General features: G+C 64.5%; 16 protein-coding genes. 9 read left to right on the top strand and 7 right to left on the bottom strand.

Annotated elements, in window-relative coordinates:
• Positions 1–210: 210 nt before the first annotated feature.
• The 4 genes from dapF to MOE34_RS18785 are packed head-to-tail and all read left to right on the top strand — an operon-like array spanning position 211 to position 4,603.
• Complete coding sequence (gene dapF, locus MOE34_RS18800) at positions 211–1,110, top strand: diaminopimelate epimerase (RefSeq protein ID WP_160787171.1); 900 nt, start codon at positions 211–213, stop codon at positions 1,108–1,110.
• Entirely contained in the window at positions 1,107–2,396 is a 1,290-nt protein-coding gene (mtaB, locus tag MOE34_RS18795) for a tRNA (N(6)-L-threonylcarbamoyladenosine(37)-C(2))-methylthiotransferase MtaB (protein ID WP_160787170.1), read from the top strand. The genes dapF and mtaB overlap by 4 nt, the downstream gene beginning before the upstream one ends.
• 12 nt (positions 2,397–2,408) lie before the next feature.
• The gene (gene ftsY, locus MOE34_RS18790; RefSeq protein ID WP_160787169.1) at positions 2,409–3,956 is read left to right on the top strand and encodes a signal recognition particle-docking protein FtsY; all 1,548 of its coding nucleotides are present in this window, start codon (positions 2,409–2,411) and stop codon (positions 3,954–3,956) included.
• Entirely contained in the window at positions 3,953–4,603 is a 651-nt protein-coding gene (locus tag MOE34_RS18785; protein WP_160787168.1) for a septation protein A, read from the top strand. Before ftsY ends, MOE34_RS18785 begins: the two co-directional genes overlap by 4 nt.
• Before the next feature lie 3 nt (positions 4,604–4,606).
• Here MOE34_RS18785 and MOE34_RS18780 read toward each other — a convergent pair whose 3' ends face one another.
• The 5 genes from MOE34_RS18780 to MOE34_RS18760 form a co-directional block, all read right to left on the bottom strand.
• The gene (locus MOE34_RS18780) at positions 4,607–5,467 is read right to left on the bottom strand and encodes an RNA polymerase factor sigma-32 (protein ID WP_160787167.1); all 861 of its coding nucleotides are present in this window, start codon (positions 5,465–5,467) and stop codon (positions 4,607–4,609) included.
• Between the two features lie 242 nt (positions 5,468–5,709).
• Positions 5,710–6,279 (bottom strand): CarD family transcriptional regulator, encoded by a 570-nt coding sequence (locus tag MOE34_RS18775; RefSeq protein WP_160787166.1) that lies wholly within the window; start codon positions 6,277–6,279, stop codon positions 5,710–5,712.
• A 372-nt stretch (positions 6,280–6,651) separates the two neighbouring features.
• On the bottom strand, positions 6,652–6,990 hold the full coding sequence (gene fdxA / locus MOE34_RS18770; protein WP_160787165.1) for a ferredoxin FdxA: 339 nt from the start codon (positions 6,988–6,990) through the stop codon (positions 6,652–6,654).
• Positions 6,991–7,181: 191 nt separating this feature from the next.
• Entirely contained in the window at positions 7,182–7,601 is a 420-nt protein-coding gene (locus MOE34_RS18765) for an RNA-binding S4 domain-containing protein (RefSeq protein ID WP_160787164.1), read from the bottom strand.
• 3 nt (positions 7,602–7,604) lie between these two features.
• The gene (locus tag MOE34_RS18760) at positions 7,605–10,616 is read right to left on the bottom strand and encodes a helicase-related protein (protein WP_160787163.1); all 3,012 of its coding nucleotides are present in this window, start codon (positions 10,614–10,616) and stop codon (positions 7,605–7,607) included.
• 347 nt (positions 10,617–10,963) lie between these two features.
• Between MOE34_RS18760 and MOE34_RS18755 the strand changes: the two genes are divergently transcribed.
• Positions 10,964–11,512, top strand: a complete 549-nt coding sequence (locus tag MOE34_RS18755; protein WP_160787162.1) for a hypothetical protein — start codon at positions 10,964–10,966, stop codon at positions 11,510–11,512.
• 18 nt (positions 11,513–11,530) lie between these two features.
• Here the strand turns inward: MOE34_RS18755 and thpR are convergent, their stop codons facing one another.
• Together thpR and MOE34_RS18745 are read right to left on the bottom strand one after the other, a co-directional pair.
• The gene (thpR, locus tag MOE34_RS18750; RefSeq protein ID WP_160787161.1) at positions 11,531–12,112 is read right to left on the bottom strand and encodes an RNA 2',3'-cyclic phosphodiesterase; all 582 of its coding nucleotides are present in this window, start codon (positions 12,110–12,112) and stop codon (positions 11,531–11,533) included.
• 82 nt (positions 12,113–12,194) lie between these two features.
• Positions 12,195–12,839 (bottom strand): arylesterase, encoded by a 645-nt coding sequence (locus MOE34_RS18745; RefSeq protein WP_160787160.1) that lies wholly within the window; start codon positions 12,837–12,839, stop codon positions 12,195–12,197.
• 59 nt (positions 12,840–12,898) lie between these two features.
• On the opposite strand from MOE34_RS18745, the gene MOE34_RS18740 reads away from it, so the two are divergent.
• The 4 genes from MOE34_RS18740 to MOE34_RS18725 all read left to right on the top strand — a co-directional run bounded on the left by MOE34_RS18740 (position 12,899) and on the right by MOE34_RS18725 (position 18,016).
• Positions 12,899–13,612, top strand: a complete 714-nt coding sequence (locus MOE34_RS18740; RefSeq protein ID WP_160787159.1) for an ABC transporter ATP-binding protein — start codon at positions 12,899–12,901, stop codon at positions 13,610–13,612.
• Complete coding sequence (locus MOE34_RS18735; protein ID WP_160787158.1) at positions 13,609–16,161, top strand: ABC transporter permease; 2,553 nt, start codon at positions 13,609–13,611, stop codon at positions 16,159–16,161. Before MOE34_RS18740 ends, MOE34_RS18735 begins: the two co-directional genes overlap by 4 nt.
• A gap of 190 nt (positions 16,162–16,351) precedes the next feature.
• Positions 16,352–17,095 carry a Bax inhibitor-1/YccA family protein gene (locus MOE34_RS18730; protein WP_160787157.1) on the top strand — a complete coding sequence of 248 codons (744 nt, stop codon included), beginning with the start codon at positions 16,352–16,354 and terminating at the stop codon, positions 17,093–17,095.
• 156 nt (positions 17,096–17,251) lie between these two features.
• Positions 17,252–18,016, top strand: coding sequence for a DeoR/GlpR family DNA-binding transcription regulator (locus MOE34_RS18725; RefSeq protein ID WP_160787198.1), 765 nt, complete (start codon positions 17,252–17,254; stop codon positions 18,014–18,016).
• Positions 18,017–18,088 lie beyond the last annotated feature (72 nt).

Here is an 18,088-nt window from a genome sequence, read left to right as displayed (position 1 = left end):
GGGTGTTGACCTCCGGGATCTGTTTATACCGCAATGGGTCCCGGTCGGCGGCTTCAAGCAGTCTCACTTGTCGCAGATGCGCGGCTTAAACAGGAAGAAGGCCGGAAAGTCAAGGATCGAAAGACTCCATCTGGTAATCCGGGGCCGTTTGCGCCATATACGCGCAAGAAATCAAAGACTCCGTGACGGGTCTTTACAGGAACATCCGACATGGCCGCTGAAGCGCAATTCGCCCGTATGAACGGACTGGGAAACATGATCCTGGTCGTGGACATGCGTGGCCGCGCCGATGCCGTGACACCGACGGCCGCCATCGCGCTCAATGCCGATCCTGCGACCCGCTTCGACCAGATCATGGCGATCCACGATCCGAAGGTCGACGGCACGGATGCCTTCATCGTCATTCTCAACTGCGACGGCACCAAGGCGCAGGCCTGCGGCAACGGCACGCGCTGCGTCGTGCAGGCGCTCGCCGCCGAAACCGGCCGCAAGGCCTTCACCTTCCAGACGGTCGCCGGCATCCTCAACGCCACCGAGCATGCGGACGGCACGATCTCCGTCGATATGGGCAAGCCGGTCTTCGAATGGAGCCGCATTCCGCTTGCCGAAGAGTTCTTCGACACGAGCCGCATCGAATTGCAGATCGGGCCGATCGATGCGCCGATCCTGCATTCGCCCGCCGCCATGTCGATGGGCAATCCGCATGCCGTCTTCTGGGTCGATCGCGATCCGATGAGCTTCGATCTCGACCGTTTCGGCCCGCTGCTCGAAAACCATCCGATGTTCCCGGAAAAGGCGAATATCACACTGGCGCAGGTCACCTCGCCGTCCTCCATGACGACGCGGACCTGGGAGCGCGGCGCGGGCCTGACGCTCGCTTGCGGCTCGGCCGCCTGCGCGGCCGGCGTTTCCGGCGCGCGCACCGGCCGGACGGGCCGCAAGGTTGCGATCACCGTCGCCAGCAGCCCGAATCGCGGCACGCTGACCATCGAATGGCGCGAGGACGACCATGTCGTGATGACGGGGCCCGCCGAATGGGAATGGTCGGGCACGCTCGATCCTTCGACCGGCGCTTTCCGCCGCGACGAGACCGGGGCGGCCGCCCTTTGAGCGGCGTTACGGTCATAACCTTCGGCTGTCGGCTCAACACCTACGAATCGGAAGTGATGCGCGCGGAGGCCGAGAAGGCGGGGCTGAACAATGCCGTGCTGGTGAACACCTGCGCCGTCACCGGCGAGGCCGTGCGCCAGGCCCGGCAGGCGATCCGCCGCGCCCGGCGCGACAATCCCCATGCCCGCATCATCGTCACCGGCTGCGCGGCGCAGACGGAAAGCGCCACCTTTGCCGCCATGCCTGAGGTGGACGCCGTGCTCGGCAACGAGGAGAAGCTGAAAAGCGCCTCCTACCGCGCGCTGCCGGATTTCGGCGTCTCGGCGGAAGAGAAGCTGCGCGTCAACGACATCATGAGCGTGCGCGAGACCGCGCCGCAGATGGTGAAGCTGATCGATGGCCATGTGCGCGCCTTCGTGCAGGTGCAGAACGGCTGCGACCACCGCTGCACCTTCTGCATCATCCCCTATGGCCGTGGCAATTCCCGCTCTGTGCCGATGGGCGCGGTGGTCGATCAGGCGCGCAAACTCGTCGAGAGCGGCTATTGCGAGATCGTGCTGACGGGCGTCGACGCGACGAGCTACGGCGCGGACCTTCCCGGTCAGCCGAGCCTCGGCCTGCTCGCCAAAACCTTGCTGAAGCAGGTGCCGGAAATCCGCCGCCTCAGGCTCTCCTCCATCGACAGCATCGAGGCGGACGATCATCTCTGGGACCTCATTGCCGATGAGCCGCGCTTCATGCCGCATCTGCACCTTTCCCTGCAGCATGGCGACGACCTGATCCTCAAGCGCATGAAGCGCCGTCATTCCAGCGCCGATGCGCGGGATTTTTGCGCGCGGGTGCGGATGGCCCGGCCGGATGCCAGTTTTGGCGCGGATATGATCGCCGGCTTTCCGACGGAGACGGAAGAAATGTTCGCCAATGCGGCGCGGCTTGCGGAAGACTGCGGCATCGCCCATCTGCACGTCTTTCCCTATAGCCTGCGCCCCGGCACGCCGGCCGCCCGCATGCCGCAGCTCGACCGCGCGCTCGTCAAGGACCGCGCCGCCCGGCTGCGGGAGACGGGGAAAAGGCTGCACGAGGCCCATCTCGTCTCGATGATCGGCAGGGATGAGACGATCCTCGTGGAGAACAACGGCCTTGCCCATACCGAAAACTTCACGCTCGTCGATGCCGCGGGGCTGAAACCGCGCGATCTTGTGCCGGTGACGATCACCGGACACAATGGCAGGCACCTGACGATGCGGCCCCTCAATGCGGCCGGCGCCGCGTCCCTTCGCAACTAGCGGATACCTTTCATGGCTCTCGGCTTCATCAAGAAGATTTTCACGTTCGGAAAAGACACCGCCACTGAGCCCAAGCCGGAGGCGGAAGCGCCCGTTGTCGAGCAGCAGGCCGCCGAACCGCGGGCTGCCGAGCCGCACATCATCGAGCCCGCGCCGGAAGAGCCTGCCGCAGCATCGGCGCCCCTCTCGGTCGACGAGGAGCGCGATGCGCTGCTCGAAGAGGCGGAGGCCGCCAATCCCGAGGCCGACTACCATATTTCCGAGGATGTCGAGCCGGAGATCTATCCGCTGCCGCATGCCCCGAGCCTCCCGGTTACCGAAGATCCGGTCGTGCCGGCGGAAATGGAGACTGCCGGCGGGCCGGCGGGCGACGAGGCCGTTGCAGAACCTGAAGCCGAGCCGGTGCCGGTAGAGGAGATCGTCGCGGATGAACCGGCCGGATCGGTCGAGGAACTCGTCGAGGAGATCGCCGCCGCCCATGTGGAAACGGTGGAAGCGGAAGCACCGGGCGAACTAGCGGATCCTGTCCTCGAAGAGGCCATCCGCGCGGAAAGGCCGCTGGAAACGCCGGTCCTGCCGAAGGGTTTCGCGTCGTCGGAAAAGGCTGTCGTCGAGGAGGCCGCGCCCGTGGCGCAGCCCAAGCGCACCTGGTTCCAGCGCCTGCGCGAGGGCCTTGCCCGCACCTCCTCGCAGCTCACCGGCCAGATCACCAGCCTCTTCACCAAGCGCAAGCTCGATGACGACACGCTGCAGGACCTCGAGGACCTGCTGATACAGGCTGACCTCGGCGTGGAGACGGCGCTGCGTATCACCGATACGCTCGCCTCCGAGCGTTACGGCAAGGACGTGACCGGCGCGGATGTCTCGCGCATCATGTCGACCGAGATCACCAAGGTGCTCGAACCGGTGGCAAAGCCGCTGGAACTCGACCTCAATCACAAGCCGCATGTCATCCTCGTCGTCGGCGTCAACGGTACGGGCAAGACGACGACCATCGGCAAGCTTGCGGCGAAGCTTTCGGGTGCGGGCCTCAAGGTGATGCTGGCGGCGGGCGACACGTTCCGTGCGGCGGCCATCGAACAGCTCAAGATCTGGGCGGAGCGCACCGGCTCGGACATCGTCTCCTCGAAGCTCGGCGCTGATGCGGCGGGGCTTGCCTACGAGGCCTATGAGCAGGCGAAGCTGAAGAAGAGCGACGTGCTGATCGTCGATACCGCCGGGCGTCTGCAGAACAAGGCGGAGCTGATGGCGGAACTGGAAAAGATCGTGCGCGTGCTCGGCAAGCTCGACCCCGACGCGCCGCATACCGTGCTCCAGACGCTCGACGCCACGACCGGCCAGAACGCGATGAACCAGGTGGAGATTTTCCGCAACGTCGCGGGTGTCTCGGGCCTGATCATGACAAAATTGGACGGTACGGCCCGCGGCGGCATCCTTGTGGCGATTGCGGCAAAACACAAGCTGCCGGTCTATTTCATCGGTGTCGGCGAAGGGATCGACGATCTCGAACCCTTCGAGGCCAAGGATTTCGCGGAAGCGATCGCAGGAGTTGGAGCATGAGCAAGGCAACGCTGGACGCACCGGCCAAGGAAGAGGAGAAGGTCAGCCCGTTCCTCAAGATGGTGCTGGAACTCGGCCCCCTCGTCGTCTTCTTCTTCGCCAATTCGCGCGGCGAGTGGCTGGCCTCGCATTTTCCGGTGCTGTCCGAGATGGGTGGGCCGATCTTCATCGCGACCGGCCTCTTCATGGCCGCGACGGCCATCGCGCTTGTCGTCTCGTGGGTGCTGACGCGCACGCTGCCGATGATGCCGCTGATCTCCGGCCTCGTCGTCTTCGTCTTCGGCGCGCTGACGCTCTGGCTGCAGAACGACACGTTCATCAAGATGAAGCCGACCATCGTCAACACGCTGTTCGGCGCGATCCTGCTCGGCGGATTGTTCTTCGGCAAGTCGCTGCTCGGCTACGTCTTCCACGCCGCCTTCAAGCTGACGGACGAGGGCTGGCGCAAGCTGACGCTGCGCTGGGGCCTGTTCTTCATCGTGCTCGCCGTGATGAACGAGGTGGTCTGGCGCAATTTCTCGACGGATTTCTGGGTGGCCTTCAAGGTGTGGGGCACCATGCCCATCACCATCCTCTTCACGCTATCGCAAATGCCGCTGATCATGCGGCATTCGCTTGAGCAGCCGGAGGAAAACAAGACGCCGTAAGCCTCACGCGTAGGCGAAATCCGTCGTCTTGCTGATCAGCACGGCCCTCAGCTTTTCGAGCGCCCGGTTCTCGATCTGGCGCACGCGCTCCTTCGAAATACCCAGCAGCACGCCCAGCTCTTCCAGCGTCGCGCCGTTTTCCGCAAGGCGGCGGGCGCGAATAATCTTCATCTCGCGCTCATTGAGCTCGCCGAGCGCCGAATGCAGCCAGTGGCGGCGGCGTTCGCCGTCGATGCTGCCTTCGGCCTGTTCGTCCGGCAGGGGGGCGTCGCTGGTGAGGAATTCGATGCGGCTGGAACCCTCGCCCTCGCCCGAGGCAATAGGAGCCTGCAAAGAGATGTCGGAGGAGGAGAGGCGGGCGTCCATGGTGCGCACATCCGCCGTGCTGACGCCGATCGCCGCGGCGATCTCCTGGTGCATGGCCTCGCTGGTGAGGTGGCTGTCGCCGCGGGCAAGCCGGGCGCGCAGGCGGCGCAGGTTGAAGAAGAGCGCCTTCTGCGCGGAGCTGGTGCCGCCGCGCACGATGGACCAGTTGCGCAGCACGTAATCCTGTATCGAGGCGCGGATCCACCAGCTTGCATAGGTGGAGAAGCGCACCTGCCGTTCCGGCTCGAAGCGGGCGGCGGCCTCCAGAAGGCCGATATAGCCCTCCTGCACGAGATCGCCGAGCGGAAGGCCGAAGTTGCGGAACTTGCCCGCCATCGAGACCACGAGCCGCATATGGGCCATGGCGATGCGGTTGCGGGCTTCCTGGTCGTGATTGTCCTTCCAGGCATGGGCCAGTGCCTGTTCCTCGTCGCGCTCCAGATAGGGGGCGGACATGGCGAGCTTGATCATGCGGCGGTCTGCGGTCGTCGTAGCCATGGCGGTGTCTCCACGTGAACCGAACCGGCGCGGGAGAAACCCACGCCCTGACGATGACGTTTCAGACGGGCCGAAGGATCGCCCGAAATCCGCCTTCGGGCAGATTAAAGTGGCGGCACCACCCTTGCGGCCAACCGAAGCCGGTCGTCCTCAACCGCCACAACGGGTGCGCCGCAAAAAAGTTCCAATAAAAAACCCGGCTGTCGCCAGCCGGGCTTTAAATTTCGACGGAGCGCCCTAAATCAGGCGGCTTCGTCCTGGGAGTCGTCTTCCTCGATGGTCTTGCCGCGCTTCGGACCCTTGGCGAGGTTCGTCTCGACGAGACGGACGGCTTCGGTTTCCGACATCTTGTTCACGGCGGCGATTTCGCGGGCCATGCGGTCGAGGGCGGCTTCATAGAGCTGGCGCTCGGAATAGGACTGTTCCGGCTGGTTCTCGGCGCGGTAGAGGTCGCGGACCACTTCGGCGATCGAGATCAGGTCGCCCGAATTGATCTTGGCGTCATATTCCTGCGCGCGGCGCGACCACATGGTGCGCTTCACGCGGGCCTTGCCCTGGACAACCTTCAGCGCGCGTTCGACGAAATCGGTCTCCGACAGTTTGCGCATGCCGATGGAAACGGCCTTGGCAACCGGCACCTTGAGACGCATCTTGTCCTTTTCGAAATCGATGACAAAAAGCTCGAGCTTCATGCCGGCGACTTCCTGCTCTTCGATGGCGACGATCTGGCCGACGCCGTGAGCGGGATAGACGATCGACTCGCCGGTCTTGAAGCCCTGGCGCGTGGAAGATTTCTTCTGCTGGGTCGTCATTCTGTTCAAATACTCCCTGTTACGCTCCCCGACGGGGGTCGGGGTGGGTCCGGGGACCCGGGAAAGACGGGGGCACCTTGGGGGTGTCACCACTCTGGTCCGTCCGCCATGCGCAAAAAGGTCCGCTTCGACGCGTTCACATTTGAGCAACCGGGGTTGCCTATGGGAGGTGAGCGACGTTGAGGGATCGTTTGCTTTCGTGGTGGTGTTCGGGCACGCAAAATGCCGCGATTTGGATCAGTATCCAGACCCTATCACAAAAAAGTGCCGAAATCAATAATTTGCTTCGCATGGGTCATCAAGCCTGCCCTATCGCCTTTCGGCAAGAGGCAGGCTTTTTCCCCAGGATCGATCGCCGCGTGGCGGTGAGGCTCAGTCGCCCTTGCCCGGATTGGGCGAGAAGAACTGCTCGTACTTGCCTTCCACGCCGTCCATTTCCTTGGCTTCCGGCATCGCGTCGCGCTTGACGGTGATGTTCGGCCAGATGGAGGCGAATTCCGTATTGATCTTCAGCCACTTGTCGAGGCCCGGCTCGGTATCCGGCTTGATCGCCTCGGCAGGACATTCCGGCTCGCAGACGCCGCAGTCGATGCATTCGTCGGGGTGGATGACGAGGAAATTCTCGCCCTCGTAGAAGCAGTCGACGGGGCATACTTCCACACAGTCCGTGTACTTGCAGCGGATGCAGTTGTCGGTCACGACATACGTCATGCTTCACTCCAGAATCGTCATAAGGCAGCGGAGGCGGGGCCGTCCGGCGCCGCAAAACCTGTCACGCAGGCGGCTTGCCGGATAGGAGAGGGCCGCGCTCGCGCAGGCTGTCCGGTGGCTGAGGTAAAGGCTTTGCGGGCGCTTTGCAAGCGTAATACATGCGCCGCCGCGCGCATGCGAGGTATAGAATTCTAATCGTCGTCCTCGCCGGGAAAAGCCTGCAGCCGGTCGGTTTCCCGGCGTTCCCGCTTTGTCGGGCGTCCCGCGCCCCGCTCGCGCGTCGCCTGGGCGAAGAGATTGCGCTCCTCGCGGGGCGGCGGGGGCGGCGTCATGTCGCTGTAGAGAAGGCGCGCTTCCTCATAGGGGCCGCGGCGCTCGCCGGGCTGGAGCACCTTCACGACCATGTCGTGCCTGTCGAGCGAGATGACGACGACATCGCCGGGGCGAACGGCATGAGAGGGCTGGCGGATATTCACGCCATTGACGCTGACATCGCCGGATTCCACGGATTTCGCGGCCAGCGAGCGCGATTTGCGCAGGCGCGCGAAGAACAGCCACTTGTCGATGCGCTGTCGCGCCTGACCTGCCGGCTGTTCCTCGTTGCGCGCCATGGCTTACTTCTTGAGCTGCTCCTTGAGCGCTGCGAGCTTTGCGAAGGGTGAATCCGGGTCGATCGGCTTTTCCTTGCGGGGCGGCCGGGCCTCGAATTTTGCCTGCTGCGGTTTGCCGCCGCGTTCGTTGCGCTCGCCGCGATCCGGGCGATTGCCACCCTGCGGCTTTCCGTCGCGGCCCTTCTGGTCCGGGCGGCCGCCACGGCCGCCTTCGCGCCGTTCACCGCGCTCGCCGGCCTGCTGGCCGCGATTGCGATCACCGCCGCGGCGCTCGCCACGGTCCTGACGCTCGCCCTGACGTTCCCCGCCATGGCGGTTGCCGCCCTGGCGCTGGTTGTCGTGGCGCGAGCCGGGACGCCAGAGGAGGACCGGCTTGATTTCGGCCGGCTCGCCTTCGGCGGCGGCTTCCGTCGGAGCCGGGGCTTCGACGGTCTCGGCGGCCGGCGTTTCCGCGGCTGCAACCGGGGCGTCGCTTTCGTCCGAAGCGTCGGCGTCGTGTTCGTCGGAGGTTTCCGCATTCGCTTCCGCTGGCGTTTCGGCAGCAGCCGTGGCCGGAGCCTGCGCGGCGAGGAAGGCGGCAGCCTCTTCAGCCTTCACGCTGTCGGCGCGGTAGCCGAGACCCTTCAGGATCTCTTCCATATCGTCCGGCGTCGCGCCGAGGATGGAGAGCATGGCGGTCGTCGCGGTGAAGCGGCGGCCGTCATAGGCGCCGTCCGGGCGGGGCGTGCCGGGCTTCCACTGAAGGAGCGGGCGGATGAGGTCCGCGAGGCGCTCGAGGATATCGATGCGCACGGCGCGCTTGCCGAGGAAGCGGAAGCCGGCGAGCTTGTAGAAGGCGCGCTCATAGGTCGGATCGGTGACGACCGAGGTGCGGCCGGCAGCCAGAATCGGGATGAGGTCGCCGTAGCCAGGCTTGTCGAGGCCATCGTTCTTCAGCGCCCAGAGGAGCGTGATGAGTTCGGCCGGGGCAGGCTTCAGCAAAGCCGGCATGAAGATGTGGTAGGCGCCGAAGCGGATGCCGTGCTTACGCATGGAGGCGCGGGCGTCCTGATCGAGCGACTTCACATCGTCCGCGACGTCACGGCGGAAGAGCACGCCGAGATTTTCCACGAGCTGGAAGGCGAGGCCCTTGGCAAGGCCCTGCAGGTCTTCCGCGCGGGAAAGATCGTCGAGCGGCTTCAGCACGGTCGCGATGTGATGGTTCACGAAACGCTCGACGCGGGCGGCGACATGGTCGCGCGCATTGCCGGTCAGTTGCTCGTCGGAGAGCAGGATGACGCGCGGGCGCATGATATGGTCGGAGGCGGCGAGGCGCGCGACGGGATCGCCGAGCCAGCGCACGGTGCCGTCGGAGCCGAGCGCGAGGTCGGCATTGCCGGCCGCATGCAGGCGCGCGGCGCGGGCCTCGAACTCCAGCGCAAGCGCCTTCTGCGCAGCCGCCTGCGCGGCCTTCGCATCGGGTCCTTCCGTTCCGGAGGCCAGCGTAAACCGGAAACCGGCCAACTGCCCGACATGATGTCCTTCTACGAAGACATCGCCATTCACACTGATTTCAGCTTCCAGCATCGCATTCTCTCTCAGGCGCTTCATGAGCACAGATGTCCTGCGATCAACAAAGCGTTTCGTCAACCGTTCATGTAGCGCATCGGACAATCGGTCTTCGATTTCCCGCGTCTTTTCCTGCCAGTGTGTCGGATCGGCAAGCCAACCGGGCCGATTCGACACATAGGTCCAGGTCCTTATCTGCGCGATTCGTGCCGAAAGCGTGTCGATTTCGCCATCGGTCCGATCGGCCCGGCGGACCTGGTCCGCCATGAAGTCTTCGTTAACCGTGCCACGCTTTACGAGATCCGCATAGAGCGTCGAGATGAGATCGGCGTGCTGGGCGGGCGCGATGCGGCGGTAATCGGGAAGCGCGCAGGCCTCCCAGAGCTTTTGCACCCGCTCGGGCGTCGTCGCAAGCTCGCGGATATCCGGGTAGCGCGAAAGGTGTTCCAGCGCCTGCTGGTCGACCGCCGGCAGCGCCCGGGTGAGGCCGGGTATCGGCGGCGGGGCATCGAGCGACTGGCGGAGCGCTTGCAGCGAGGAATAATCGAAGTGGGTCGTGCGCCATTGCAGCACCTTGACCGGGTCGAACTGGTGCGTCTCGATGCGCTTGACCAGTTCGTCGTCGAAGGGATCGACGCGGCCCGTCACGCCGAAGGTGCCGTCGCGCAGGTGCCGGCCGGCGCGGCCGGCGATCTGGGCGAGTTCCGCCGGGTTCAGGTTGCGGAACTGGTAGCCGTCGAATTTGCGGTCCTGCGCGAAGGCGACATGGTCGACATCGAGGTTGAGGCCCATGCCGATGGCGTCGGTGGCGACGAGATATTCGACGTCGCCTTCCTGATAGAGTGCGACCTGCGCGTTGCGGGTGCGGGGCGAGAGCGCGCCGAGCACGACGGCAGCCCCGCCGCGCTGGCGGCGGATCAGTTCGGCGATAGCGTAGACCTCATCGGCCGAGAAGGCGACGATGGCGGTGCGCTGCGGCAGGCGGGTGATCTTCTTCGAACCGGCATAGAAGAGCTGCGACAGGCGCGGGCGCTCGATGACATGGATGCCGGGAAGCAGCTGTTCGAGGATTGGCTTCATCGTGGCCGCGCCGAGCAGCAGCGTTTCGTCGCGCCCTCTCAGGTGCAGCACCCGGTCGGTGAAGATGTGGCCGCGTTCGAGGTCGCCGGCAAGCTGCACCTCGTCGATGGCGACGAAGGCGGCGCGCGTCTCGCGCGGCATGGCCTCCACCGTGCAGACCGAGAAGCGCGCCATATGCGGCGTGATCTTCTCCTCGCCGGTGACGAGCGCGACATTGTGCTGGCCGACCTTTTCGACAAGGCGCGCATAGACCTCACGCGCCAGAAGCCGCAGAGGCAGGCCGATGACGCCCGTCTCATGCGCCACCATGCGCTCGATTGCGTAGTGGGTCTTGCCCGTATTGGTCGGGCCGAGCACCGCGGTGACCCCGCGGCCGCTCAAGATCATGGGTGCTTGCGACAAGTCACGCCCCGGCAGGTTTCAGTTTCGGCTCACAGATGCCCATCGGGACGGCCGATGGCAAGAGGGGAGGTGAAATGCGGCGGTTTTCCGGGTGTTTTGGCAAAGGCGTGAACAGGGTGCGAACGAAACGGAGACGAATCGATGACTCGGGGTGATTCAGGGTTTGTTCTGGTGCCTGCTTGAAGGAGATTGCACGCGTATTGCAATCGGGGAGACTTCCTTACCCAGCATTGCATTATCCTGATTCTGCAATCTATTATTCATGCGACGACTCACGATTGATGCCGGTTGAATTTTAGTGTCCGGGAGGGCGGAAACTGAAAAAGCGCTTTTTGCTTCTTGCAGCCTTCTCAGCAGTGGGTGTGTTGCTGCTGATCAGCTTTCTGCCCTTTCTGTTGAAATTTCTGGGCTATGAATATTTTCCCTCTGCCCAATGGGTGACCGATTCCTATCTGCTGAGTCTCGTTACGGGTTTGGTACTTGCAGGCCTTTTTCTCGCTGCAGGTGCCCGTTTCGTATACAAAAGGCCGAAGAGAGGTCGTGACAATACCCCGTATCTGATAATACTTCCCTTTGTTGGGTATGCTTTGGGAAGATTTATCGTCCTTGTGTCTATTCCGATGATAATAACTTTCGTGTCCGGCTATCAGATTGCTCACGTATTTACGATCAGCAAGGCCGACGATCTACCCAGCGGAAAATGCATTTATCCGATTTCTCTCAAGGAGTTGCCGTGGTTCTACGATACGCTCTGTTATATTCCGGAAGATCTTAGAAAGCGAATGGCGCCCGGTCATAAGATCGTCTTGGCCGGGAGTGGCACGCGCATGGGCGTTTTCGTGACAACGTTGGGTGGCTTTTATGGAGAGCCGTCGCCTTGAAAGGTGATCGCCCTCAGTTCAGACCGGATGATCGTGCAGATCCGCCCCATCCCAGCCGCCGCCGGCCTCATAGAGCGGAAACACCTCTTCCGTCAGATACGGCCCGCCGCCGACCGATTCCTTCGAGGACATCAGCACGAAGCGGTTCACCGTGAAGGGTGCGGTGTAGAAATTGCCGCGGCCGGTGAGGTAATGGGCGACGTCCTCGGTGCGGGCGTTGCGCAGGCGGGCGAGGGTGACGTGGGGGGTGAACTTGCGCGGGTCGGCGGGAAGGCCGAGGCGCTGGCAGATGCGCTCGATTTCGGCCTGGAGGGCGTACATTTCCGGCGCCTGCGTGACGCCGGCATAGATGGAATGGGGCTTCTTCGAGCCGAAGGAGCCCATGCCCGAGAGGGCGAGCTGGAATTCCGGGCGCTCGATACGGTCGAGCCTGTCGACCACCTCGTCGGCGGTGCGACCGTCGATATCGCCGATGAAGCGCAAAGTGATGTGGAAGTTCTCGACGTCTATCCAGCGGGCTCCGGGAAGGCCGCCTCTCAAAAGGGAGAGGCTCATGGCGGCATTGCGCGGCACTTCGAGGGCAACGAAAAGTCTCGGCATGGCGACTTCTCCCTACTGGACTATACCGTCAGCGAATCACGCAACGGATTTTTGCGCAACCCTAATTTCGCACCCGCGAGAACTACTCCCCTGCCGAGATGGACTTGAGGAAGGCTTCCGCCGTCGGCAGGATCGACTGAACCATGACGTCCACGCCCGCGGGATTGGGGTGCATGCCGTCCTCGATCTGAAGGTCCGCCTTGGTGACGACGCCTTCTAGGAAGAAGGGATAGAGCGGTACGCCGTGCTTTTCCGAAAGGCGCTTGTAGATGCCGTTGAAGCGTTCGGCATAGTCCGCGCCCATGTTCGGCGGGGCGAGCATGCCGGCGAGCAGAACCGGGATGCCGCGCTCCTTGAGGCGGGTCAGCATGGCGTCGAGGTTCTTTTCCGTCTGTTCGGGGGCAATGCCGCGCAGCGCGTCGTTGGCGCCGAGTTCGAGGATGACGCCCTGCGTGCCATCGGGAATGGACCAGTCGAGGCGGGAAAGGCCGCCGGAGGTCGTATCGCCGGAAACGCCGGCATTGGCGATTTCCACGTCGTAGCCTTTGGCGCGCAGCACCGCTTCCAGCTTCACGGGGAAGGCATCGGCGGCGGGAAGCTGGTAGCCGGCCATGAGGCTGTCGCCGAAGCCGACGAGCTTGACCGGTTCGGCCCGGGCGAGGCCGGCGGATAACAAAGCTGTGATTGCGAGGGAGGCGAAAAATCCGAGCGCCGCTTTAAACGACATAGAGCTATTCCTAGATTGCTGGCATTCCAGTCTTTCCCATACATATAGGGCAGAATTCCTTGGCCAAAACCATCATCGACCTGAAAAAAGCCGATCTCACCCTGGGCCGGGCGGCCGCGTCCGTCCATGTGCTGAAGGGGATCGACCTTGTCATCGATGCGGGTGAATCGGTGGGCATCGTCGGGCCGTCCGGATCCGGCAAGTCGACGCTGCTGATGGTGCTGGCGGGTCTGGAGCGGTTGGACAGCGGCGAGATCCATATCGACGGCGCGGGCCTGCACGGCATGAACGAGGACCGGGTGGCGGATTTCCGTGGCCGCAATATCGGCATCGTCTTCCAGTCCTTCCACCTCATTCCCAACATGACGGCGCTGGAAAACGTCGCGGTGCCGCTGGAGCTTGCCAATGTGCGCGACGCTTTCGAGATCGCGCGGCGCGAACTGACGGCGGTCGGGCTGGGCGAGCGGCTGTCGCACTATCCCGGCCAGCTTTCGGGCGGCGAGCAGCAGCGCGTGGCGATTGCCCGGGCGCTCGCGCCGTCTCCCAAACTGCTGATCGCCGACGAGCCGACCGGCAATCTCGATACAGAGACGGGACGGCAGATCGCCGACCTGCTCTTCGCCAAGCAGGCCGAGCGCGGCATGACGCTGGTTCTGGTGACGCACGATCCGGCGCTTGCCGCGCGCTGCGGCCGGCAGGTCGCCATGCGTTCCGGCGAGATCGTTTCGGGCGCCGTGCCCGTGCGGGTTCAGGCCGAAGCGGTGCCGGCATGAGGGCCGGCGCGGTTTTCCGGCAGGTTCCGCTGGCCCTGCGCCTTGCGCTGCGCGAGATGCGCGGCGGCCTCAAGGGGTTCTATATCTTCCTCGCCTGCATCGCGCTCGGCACGGCGGCAATTGCCGGCGTCAATTCGGTTTCGAGCGCCATTACCCAGGCCATTGCCTCGCAGGGCCAGACCCTGCTTGCCGGCGACGTGCGTTTCGAATTGCGCAACCGTTTCGCAACGCCCGGGGAGATGAAATATTTCGAGGGGCTTGGCGATGTCTCGCAATCGTCGGGTCTGCGCTCGATGGTGCGCCTGCCGGACGGTTCCGACCAGACGCTTGTGGAGGCCAAGGGCGTCGATGGCGCCTATCCGCTCTATGGCGCGCTGGAAACGGAGCCGCAAAAGCCGGCTTCCGAGCTTTTCGCAAAGGAAGGCGATGCCTTCGGGGCCGTCGTCGCGCCGCTTCTGCTGGATCGCCTCGGCGTTGCCGTGGGTGACGAGGTGCTGCTCGGCACGGCGAAGATCAGGATTACGGGCACGCTCACACGCGAGCCGGATGCCGTGTCGGAAGGCTTCGGCTTCGCGCCGCGCCTTATGTTGTCGCAGGAGGCGCTGCGGGCGAGCGGCCTCGTGCAGACGGGCAGCCTCGTCGAGAATTCCTATCGCATCCGCCTCGCCAATACCGAGTTTTCGCCCGTCGCGCTCCGTGCGGAAGCGAACAAGGCGTTTCCGACGGCCGGCTGGTCGATCCGTACTGCCGATAGCGCGGCCCCGGCGCTGACGGCGAACATCACCCGCTTCTCGCAGTTCCTCACGCTCGTCGGCCTGACGGCGCTGATCGTCGGCGGCGTTGGGGTCGCCAATGCGGTGCGGGCCTATCTCGATTCCAAGCGCTCCGTCATCGCGACCTTCAAGTGCCTCGGTGCGCCGGCCTCGCTGGTGGCGCTGGTCTATCTCGCCCAGATCGCGCTGATCGCATCGGTCGGCATCGCTATCGGCCTCGTCATCGGCGCGCTGATGCCCATGGTGGCGATGCAGTTCCTCGGCGGCGTGCTGCCGGTGCCGGCCGAAGCGGCGCTTTATCCCTCGGCGCTGCTGCTGGCGGCGGTCTTCGGCCTGCTGACCGCGCTGGCCTTCGCGGTTCTGCCGCTCGGCCATGCCCGCGAGGTGCCGGCGACGGCGCTCTTCCGCGAGCAAGGTTTCGAGGCGGGCCGCCTGCCGAGCTGGCCCTATGTACTGGGCGCGGCCGTCTTCCTCGCGGCGCTGGCGGGGCTGGCGATCTTCACGGCCTATGACCGCTACATCGCTTCCGTCTTCCTCGGCGCGATCGCCTTCGCCTTCGTCGTGCTGCGCGTTGTCGCAATAGTGATCACGGCGCTGGCGAAGCGCAGCCCGCGCGTCAATTCGCCGGCGCTGCGGCTCGCAATCGGTAACATCCACCGGCCGGGGGCGCTGACTTCCTCGGTCGTGCTGTCGCTCGGCCTGGGCCTTGCTCTTCTCGTCACGCTGACGCTGATCGACGGCAACCTGCGCCGTGAACTGACCGGCAACCTGCCGGATCGTGCGCCAAACTTCTTCTTCGTCGATATCCAGGGCGCGGAGGTCGACGGGTTCCGCGATGTTCTCAAGGCGAACATGCCGGAGGGCAAGATCATCGAGGTGCCGATGCTGCGCGGCCGGGTGATGGAACTGAACGGCGTCGACGTGGCCAAGGTGACGGTGCCGCCGGAAGGGCAATGGGTGCTGCGCGGCGACCGCGGCATCACCTATGCCAAGCGCATGCCGGAAAATTCCACGCTGTCTCAGGGCGAATGGTGGCCGGAGGACTATTCCGGCGAGCCGCTCGTCTCCTTCTCGGCGGAGGAGGGCGGCGAACTTGGCCTCAAGCTCGGGGATACGGTGACGGTCAACGTGCTCGGGCGCAACATCACCGCGCGCATCGCCAATTTCCGCAATGTCGAGTGGGAATCGCTGTCGATCAACTTCGTCATGGTCTTTTCGCCGAATACCTTTGCCGGCGCGCCGCATGCCTGGCTCGCCACGGTCATCGATCCCGCGGCGACGGCCGCGCAGGAGGCGGCGACGCTGAAGGCCATTACCAACGCCTATCCCACCGTCACCAGCGTGCGGGTGAAGGACGCGCTCGATGTCGTCAACGAACTGGTCGGGCAGCTTGCGACCGCTATTCGCGCGGCGGCGGCGGTGGCGTTGATCGCCTCGATCCTCGTGCTTGCCGGGGCGCTTGCCGCCGGCAACCGCGCCCGCGTGCATGATGCGGTTGTGCTGAAGACGCTTGGCGCGACGCGCGCCACGCTGATCCGCGCCTTCAGCTACGAATATTTCCTGCTGGGACTGGCGACGGCGATCTTCGCGCTCTTTGCCGGCGGGGTGGCGGCGTGGTTCGTGGTGAGCCGCATCATGAAGCTGCCGTCGAGCTTCCTGCCGGACGTTGCCGTCATGACCGTGGCGACCGCGCTGGTGCTGACCGTCGGCATCGGCCTTGCCGGCACCTGGCGCATTCTGAGACAGAAGGCCGCGCCCGTGCTGCGCGAGCTTTGAAATAGCGGGGTCCGCGGCACCCGCAGGGGTCGCGGGTCTTGTGCGAGACACAATTCGTGCGCATATTCATGGACAGGCAAGCTGAAGCCCGCAGCGGCTGCCCGGACCCCCGCGAAAGCTTCGAGCGATCGGAGCGAATAAACGGGTACCCGACACCGTTCACGACATGGGCTTGAACCAAGAGGAAACTATGGCTGATCTCCGCAACTACCAGACCCGAACCGCCCAGGCCGGCGCTCAGGCTGGCGCCGTCATCGACGAGGGCCTTCGCGCCTATATGCTTCGGGTTTACAACCTGATGGCTCTCGGCCTCGTGATCACGGGCGCCGTCGCCTACTTCGCCGCCCAGGCCGCCTTCGCCGATGGCCAGTTGACCGCCTTCGGCCAGGCGATCTATCTCAGCCCGCTGCGTTGGGTCGTCATGCTGGCCCCGCTCGCGCTGGTGTTCTTCCTGAGCTTCCGCATCAACACGATGAGCGTCGGTGCCGCGCAGGCGACCTTCTGGGTCTATGCCGGCCTGATGGGCCTGTCGCTGTCGTCGATCTTCCTGATCTATACGGGCGCCAGCATCGCGCAGACCTTCTTCGTCTCCGCCGCCGCCTTCGGTGCGCTGTCGCTCTACGGCTACACGACGAAGCGGGACCTTTCCGCGATGGGCTCGTTCCTGGTGATGGGCCTCTTCGGCCTGATCATCGCCTCGCTCGTCAACCTGTTCCTGCAGTCCTCGGCGCTCGACTTCGCGATCTCCGCGATCGGCGTGCTGGTCTTCGCAGGCCTGACGGCCTGGGATACGCAGAAGATCAAGGAAATGTACTTCGAAGCCGACGACGCCGCCGTGGCCGGCCGCAAGGCCATCATGGGCGCGCTGACGCTCTACCTCGACTTCATCAACCTCTTCCTGTTCCTGCTGCGCTTCCTCGGCAACCGCGAGTAATGCCGGCAGCCGGATGGCTGATCGCAAGAACCCCGCCGGAAACGGCGGGGTTTTTGTTTGCCCGCGTCATGAAACGTGAACCTCCCGTTCATTGACGATTTTGCCGGTTTATGCATATTGTTGCGCAATCATGCATGATCTGGCTTGGCGATGACGATACAGGATCTTCTTCTCGGTGAACGGCAGGCGCTGATCCGCGCGCGGCTCGACCTTTCGGGGCGGGTGATCGCGGCGGAGCTGGCGCAGGAACTCGGCGTGTCGGAGGATACGATCCGGCGGGACCTGCGCGAGATGGCCGCCTCGGGCCTGTGCCAGCGCGTCTATGGCGGGGCGCTGCGCATTTCCCAGTCGCCGACCTCGATGAACGAGCGCATGGGCATCGCCGGCGAGAGCAAGGCGGCGCTGGCGCGGGCGGCGGCGGGGCTTATCCCGGCGGGATCGACCGTGTTCCTCGATGCGAGCAGCACCAATCTTGCCCTTGCCAAGGTGCTGCCGTCCGGCGGGGGCCTCACGGTCGCGACCAATGCGCCGGCCATCGCGGCGGCGCTCGTCGAGCGCGACATTGCGACGATCCAGCTCGGCGGGATGATCGATCCCAAGGTCGGCGGTGCCATCGGCGCCAAGGCGATGCGCGATGCCGAGGCGTTCCGGCCCGATATCCTCGTGCTCGGCGTTTGCGGCATCGATCTGGAGGCGGGCGTCACCGCGTCCAGCTTCGAGGATGCCGAGTTCAAGCGTTTCCTCGCCTCGCGCAGCCGGTCGGTGCTGGTTGCGATCACCAATGACAAGCTCTCCGCCGCCGCGCCCTATTCGGTCGTGCCGCTTTCCCGCGTCGCCCATGCCGTGATCGAGGCGGACGCCGACGAGACGGAAGCCGCCGCGCTGGCCGCGGCAGGCATCGATATCCTCAGGGCCGTCTGAATGTTTGCGCATTTCCGGACGCAAAACCGCTTCGCACTTTTGCTGGAAATGCTCCAGCCGCTCCGAACTCCC

Source organism: Shinella zoogloeoides, from assembly GCF_022682305.1.
Taxonomy (GTDB): Bacteria; Pseudomonadota; Alphaproteobacteria; order Rhizobiales; family Rhizobiaceae; genus Shinella; species Shinella zoogloeoides_B.
Note: the sequence above shows the minus strand (reverse complement) of the source record. Positions and strands in the feature narration are given on the sequence as shown.

Excerpts from the sequence above, each read along its gene's own strand:
- dapF (WP_160787171.1), top strand. The coding sequence starts at position 211 with ATGGCCGCTGAAGCGCAATTCGCCCGTATGAACGGACTGGGAAACATG.
- ftsY (WP_160787169.1), top strand. The coding sequence starts at position 2,409 with ATGGCTCTCGGCTTCATCAAGAAGATTTTCACGTTCGGAAAAGACACC.
- MOE34_RS18785 (WP_160787168.1), top strand. The coding sequence starts at position 3,953 with ATGAGCAAGGCAACGCTGGACGCACCGGCCAAGGAAGAGGAGAAGGTC.
- MOE34_RS18780 (WP_160787167.1), bottom strand. The coding sequence starts at position 5,467 with ATGGCTACGACGACCGCAGACCGCCGCATGATCAAGCTCGCCATGTCC.
- MOE34_RS18775 (WP_160787166.1), bottom strand. The coding sequence starts at position 6,279 with ATGACGACCCAGCAGAAGAAATCTTCCACGCGCCAGGGCTTCAAGACC.
- fdxA (WP_160787165.1), bottom strand. The coding sequence starts at position 6,990 with ATGACGTATGTCGTGACCGACAACTGCATCCGCTGCAAGTACACGGAC.
- MOE34_RS18765 (WP_160787164.1), bottom strand. The coding sequence starts at position 7,601 with ATGGCGCGCAACGAGGAACAGCCGGCAGGTCAGGCGCGACAGCGCATC.
- MOE34_RS18760 (WP_160787163.1), bottom strand. The coding sequence starts at position 10,616 with ATGATCTTGAGCGGCCGCGGGGTCACCGCGGTGCTCGGCCCGACCAAT.
- thpR (WP_160787161.1), bottom strand. The coding sequence starts at position 12,112 with ATGCCGAGACTTTTCGTTGCCCTCGAAGTGCCGCGCAATGCCGCCATG.
- MOE34_RS18745 (WP_160787160.1), bottom strand. The coding sequence starts at position 12,839 with ATGTCGTTTAAAGCGGCGCTCGGATTTTTCGCCTCCCTCGCAATCACA.
- MOE34_RS18735 (WP_160787158.1), top strand. The coding sequence starts at position 13,609 with ATGAGGGCCGGCGCGGTTTTCCGGCAGGTTCCGCTGGCCCTGCGCCTT.
- MOE34_RS18730 (WP_160787157.1), top strand. The coding sequence starts at position 16,352 with ATGGCTGATCTCCGCAACTACCAGACCCGAACCGCCCAGGCCGGCGCT.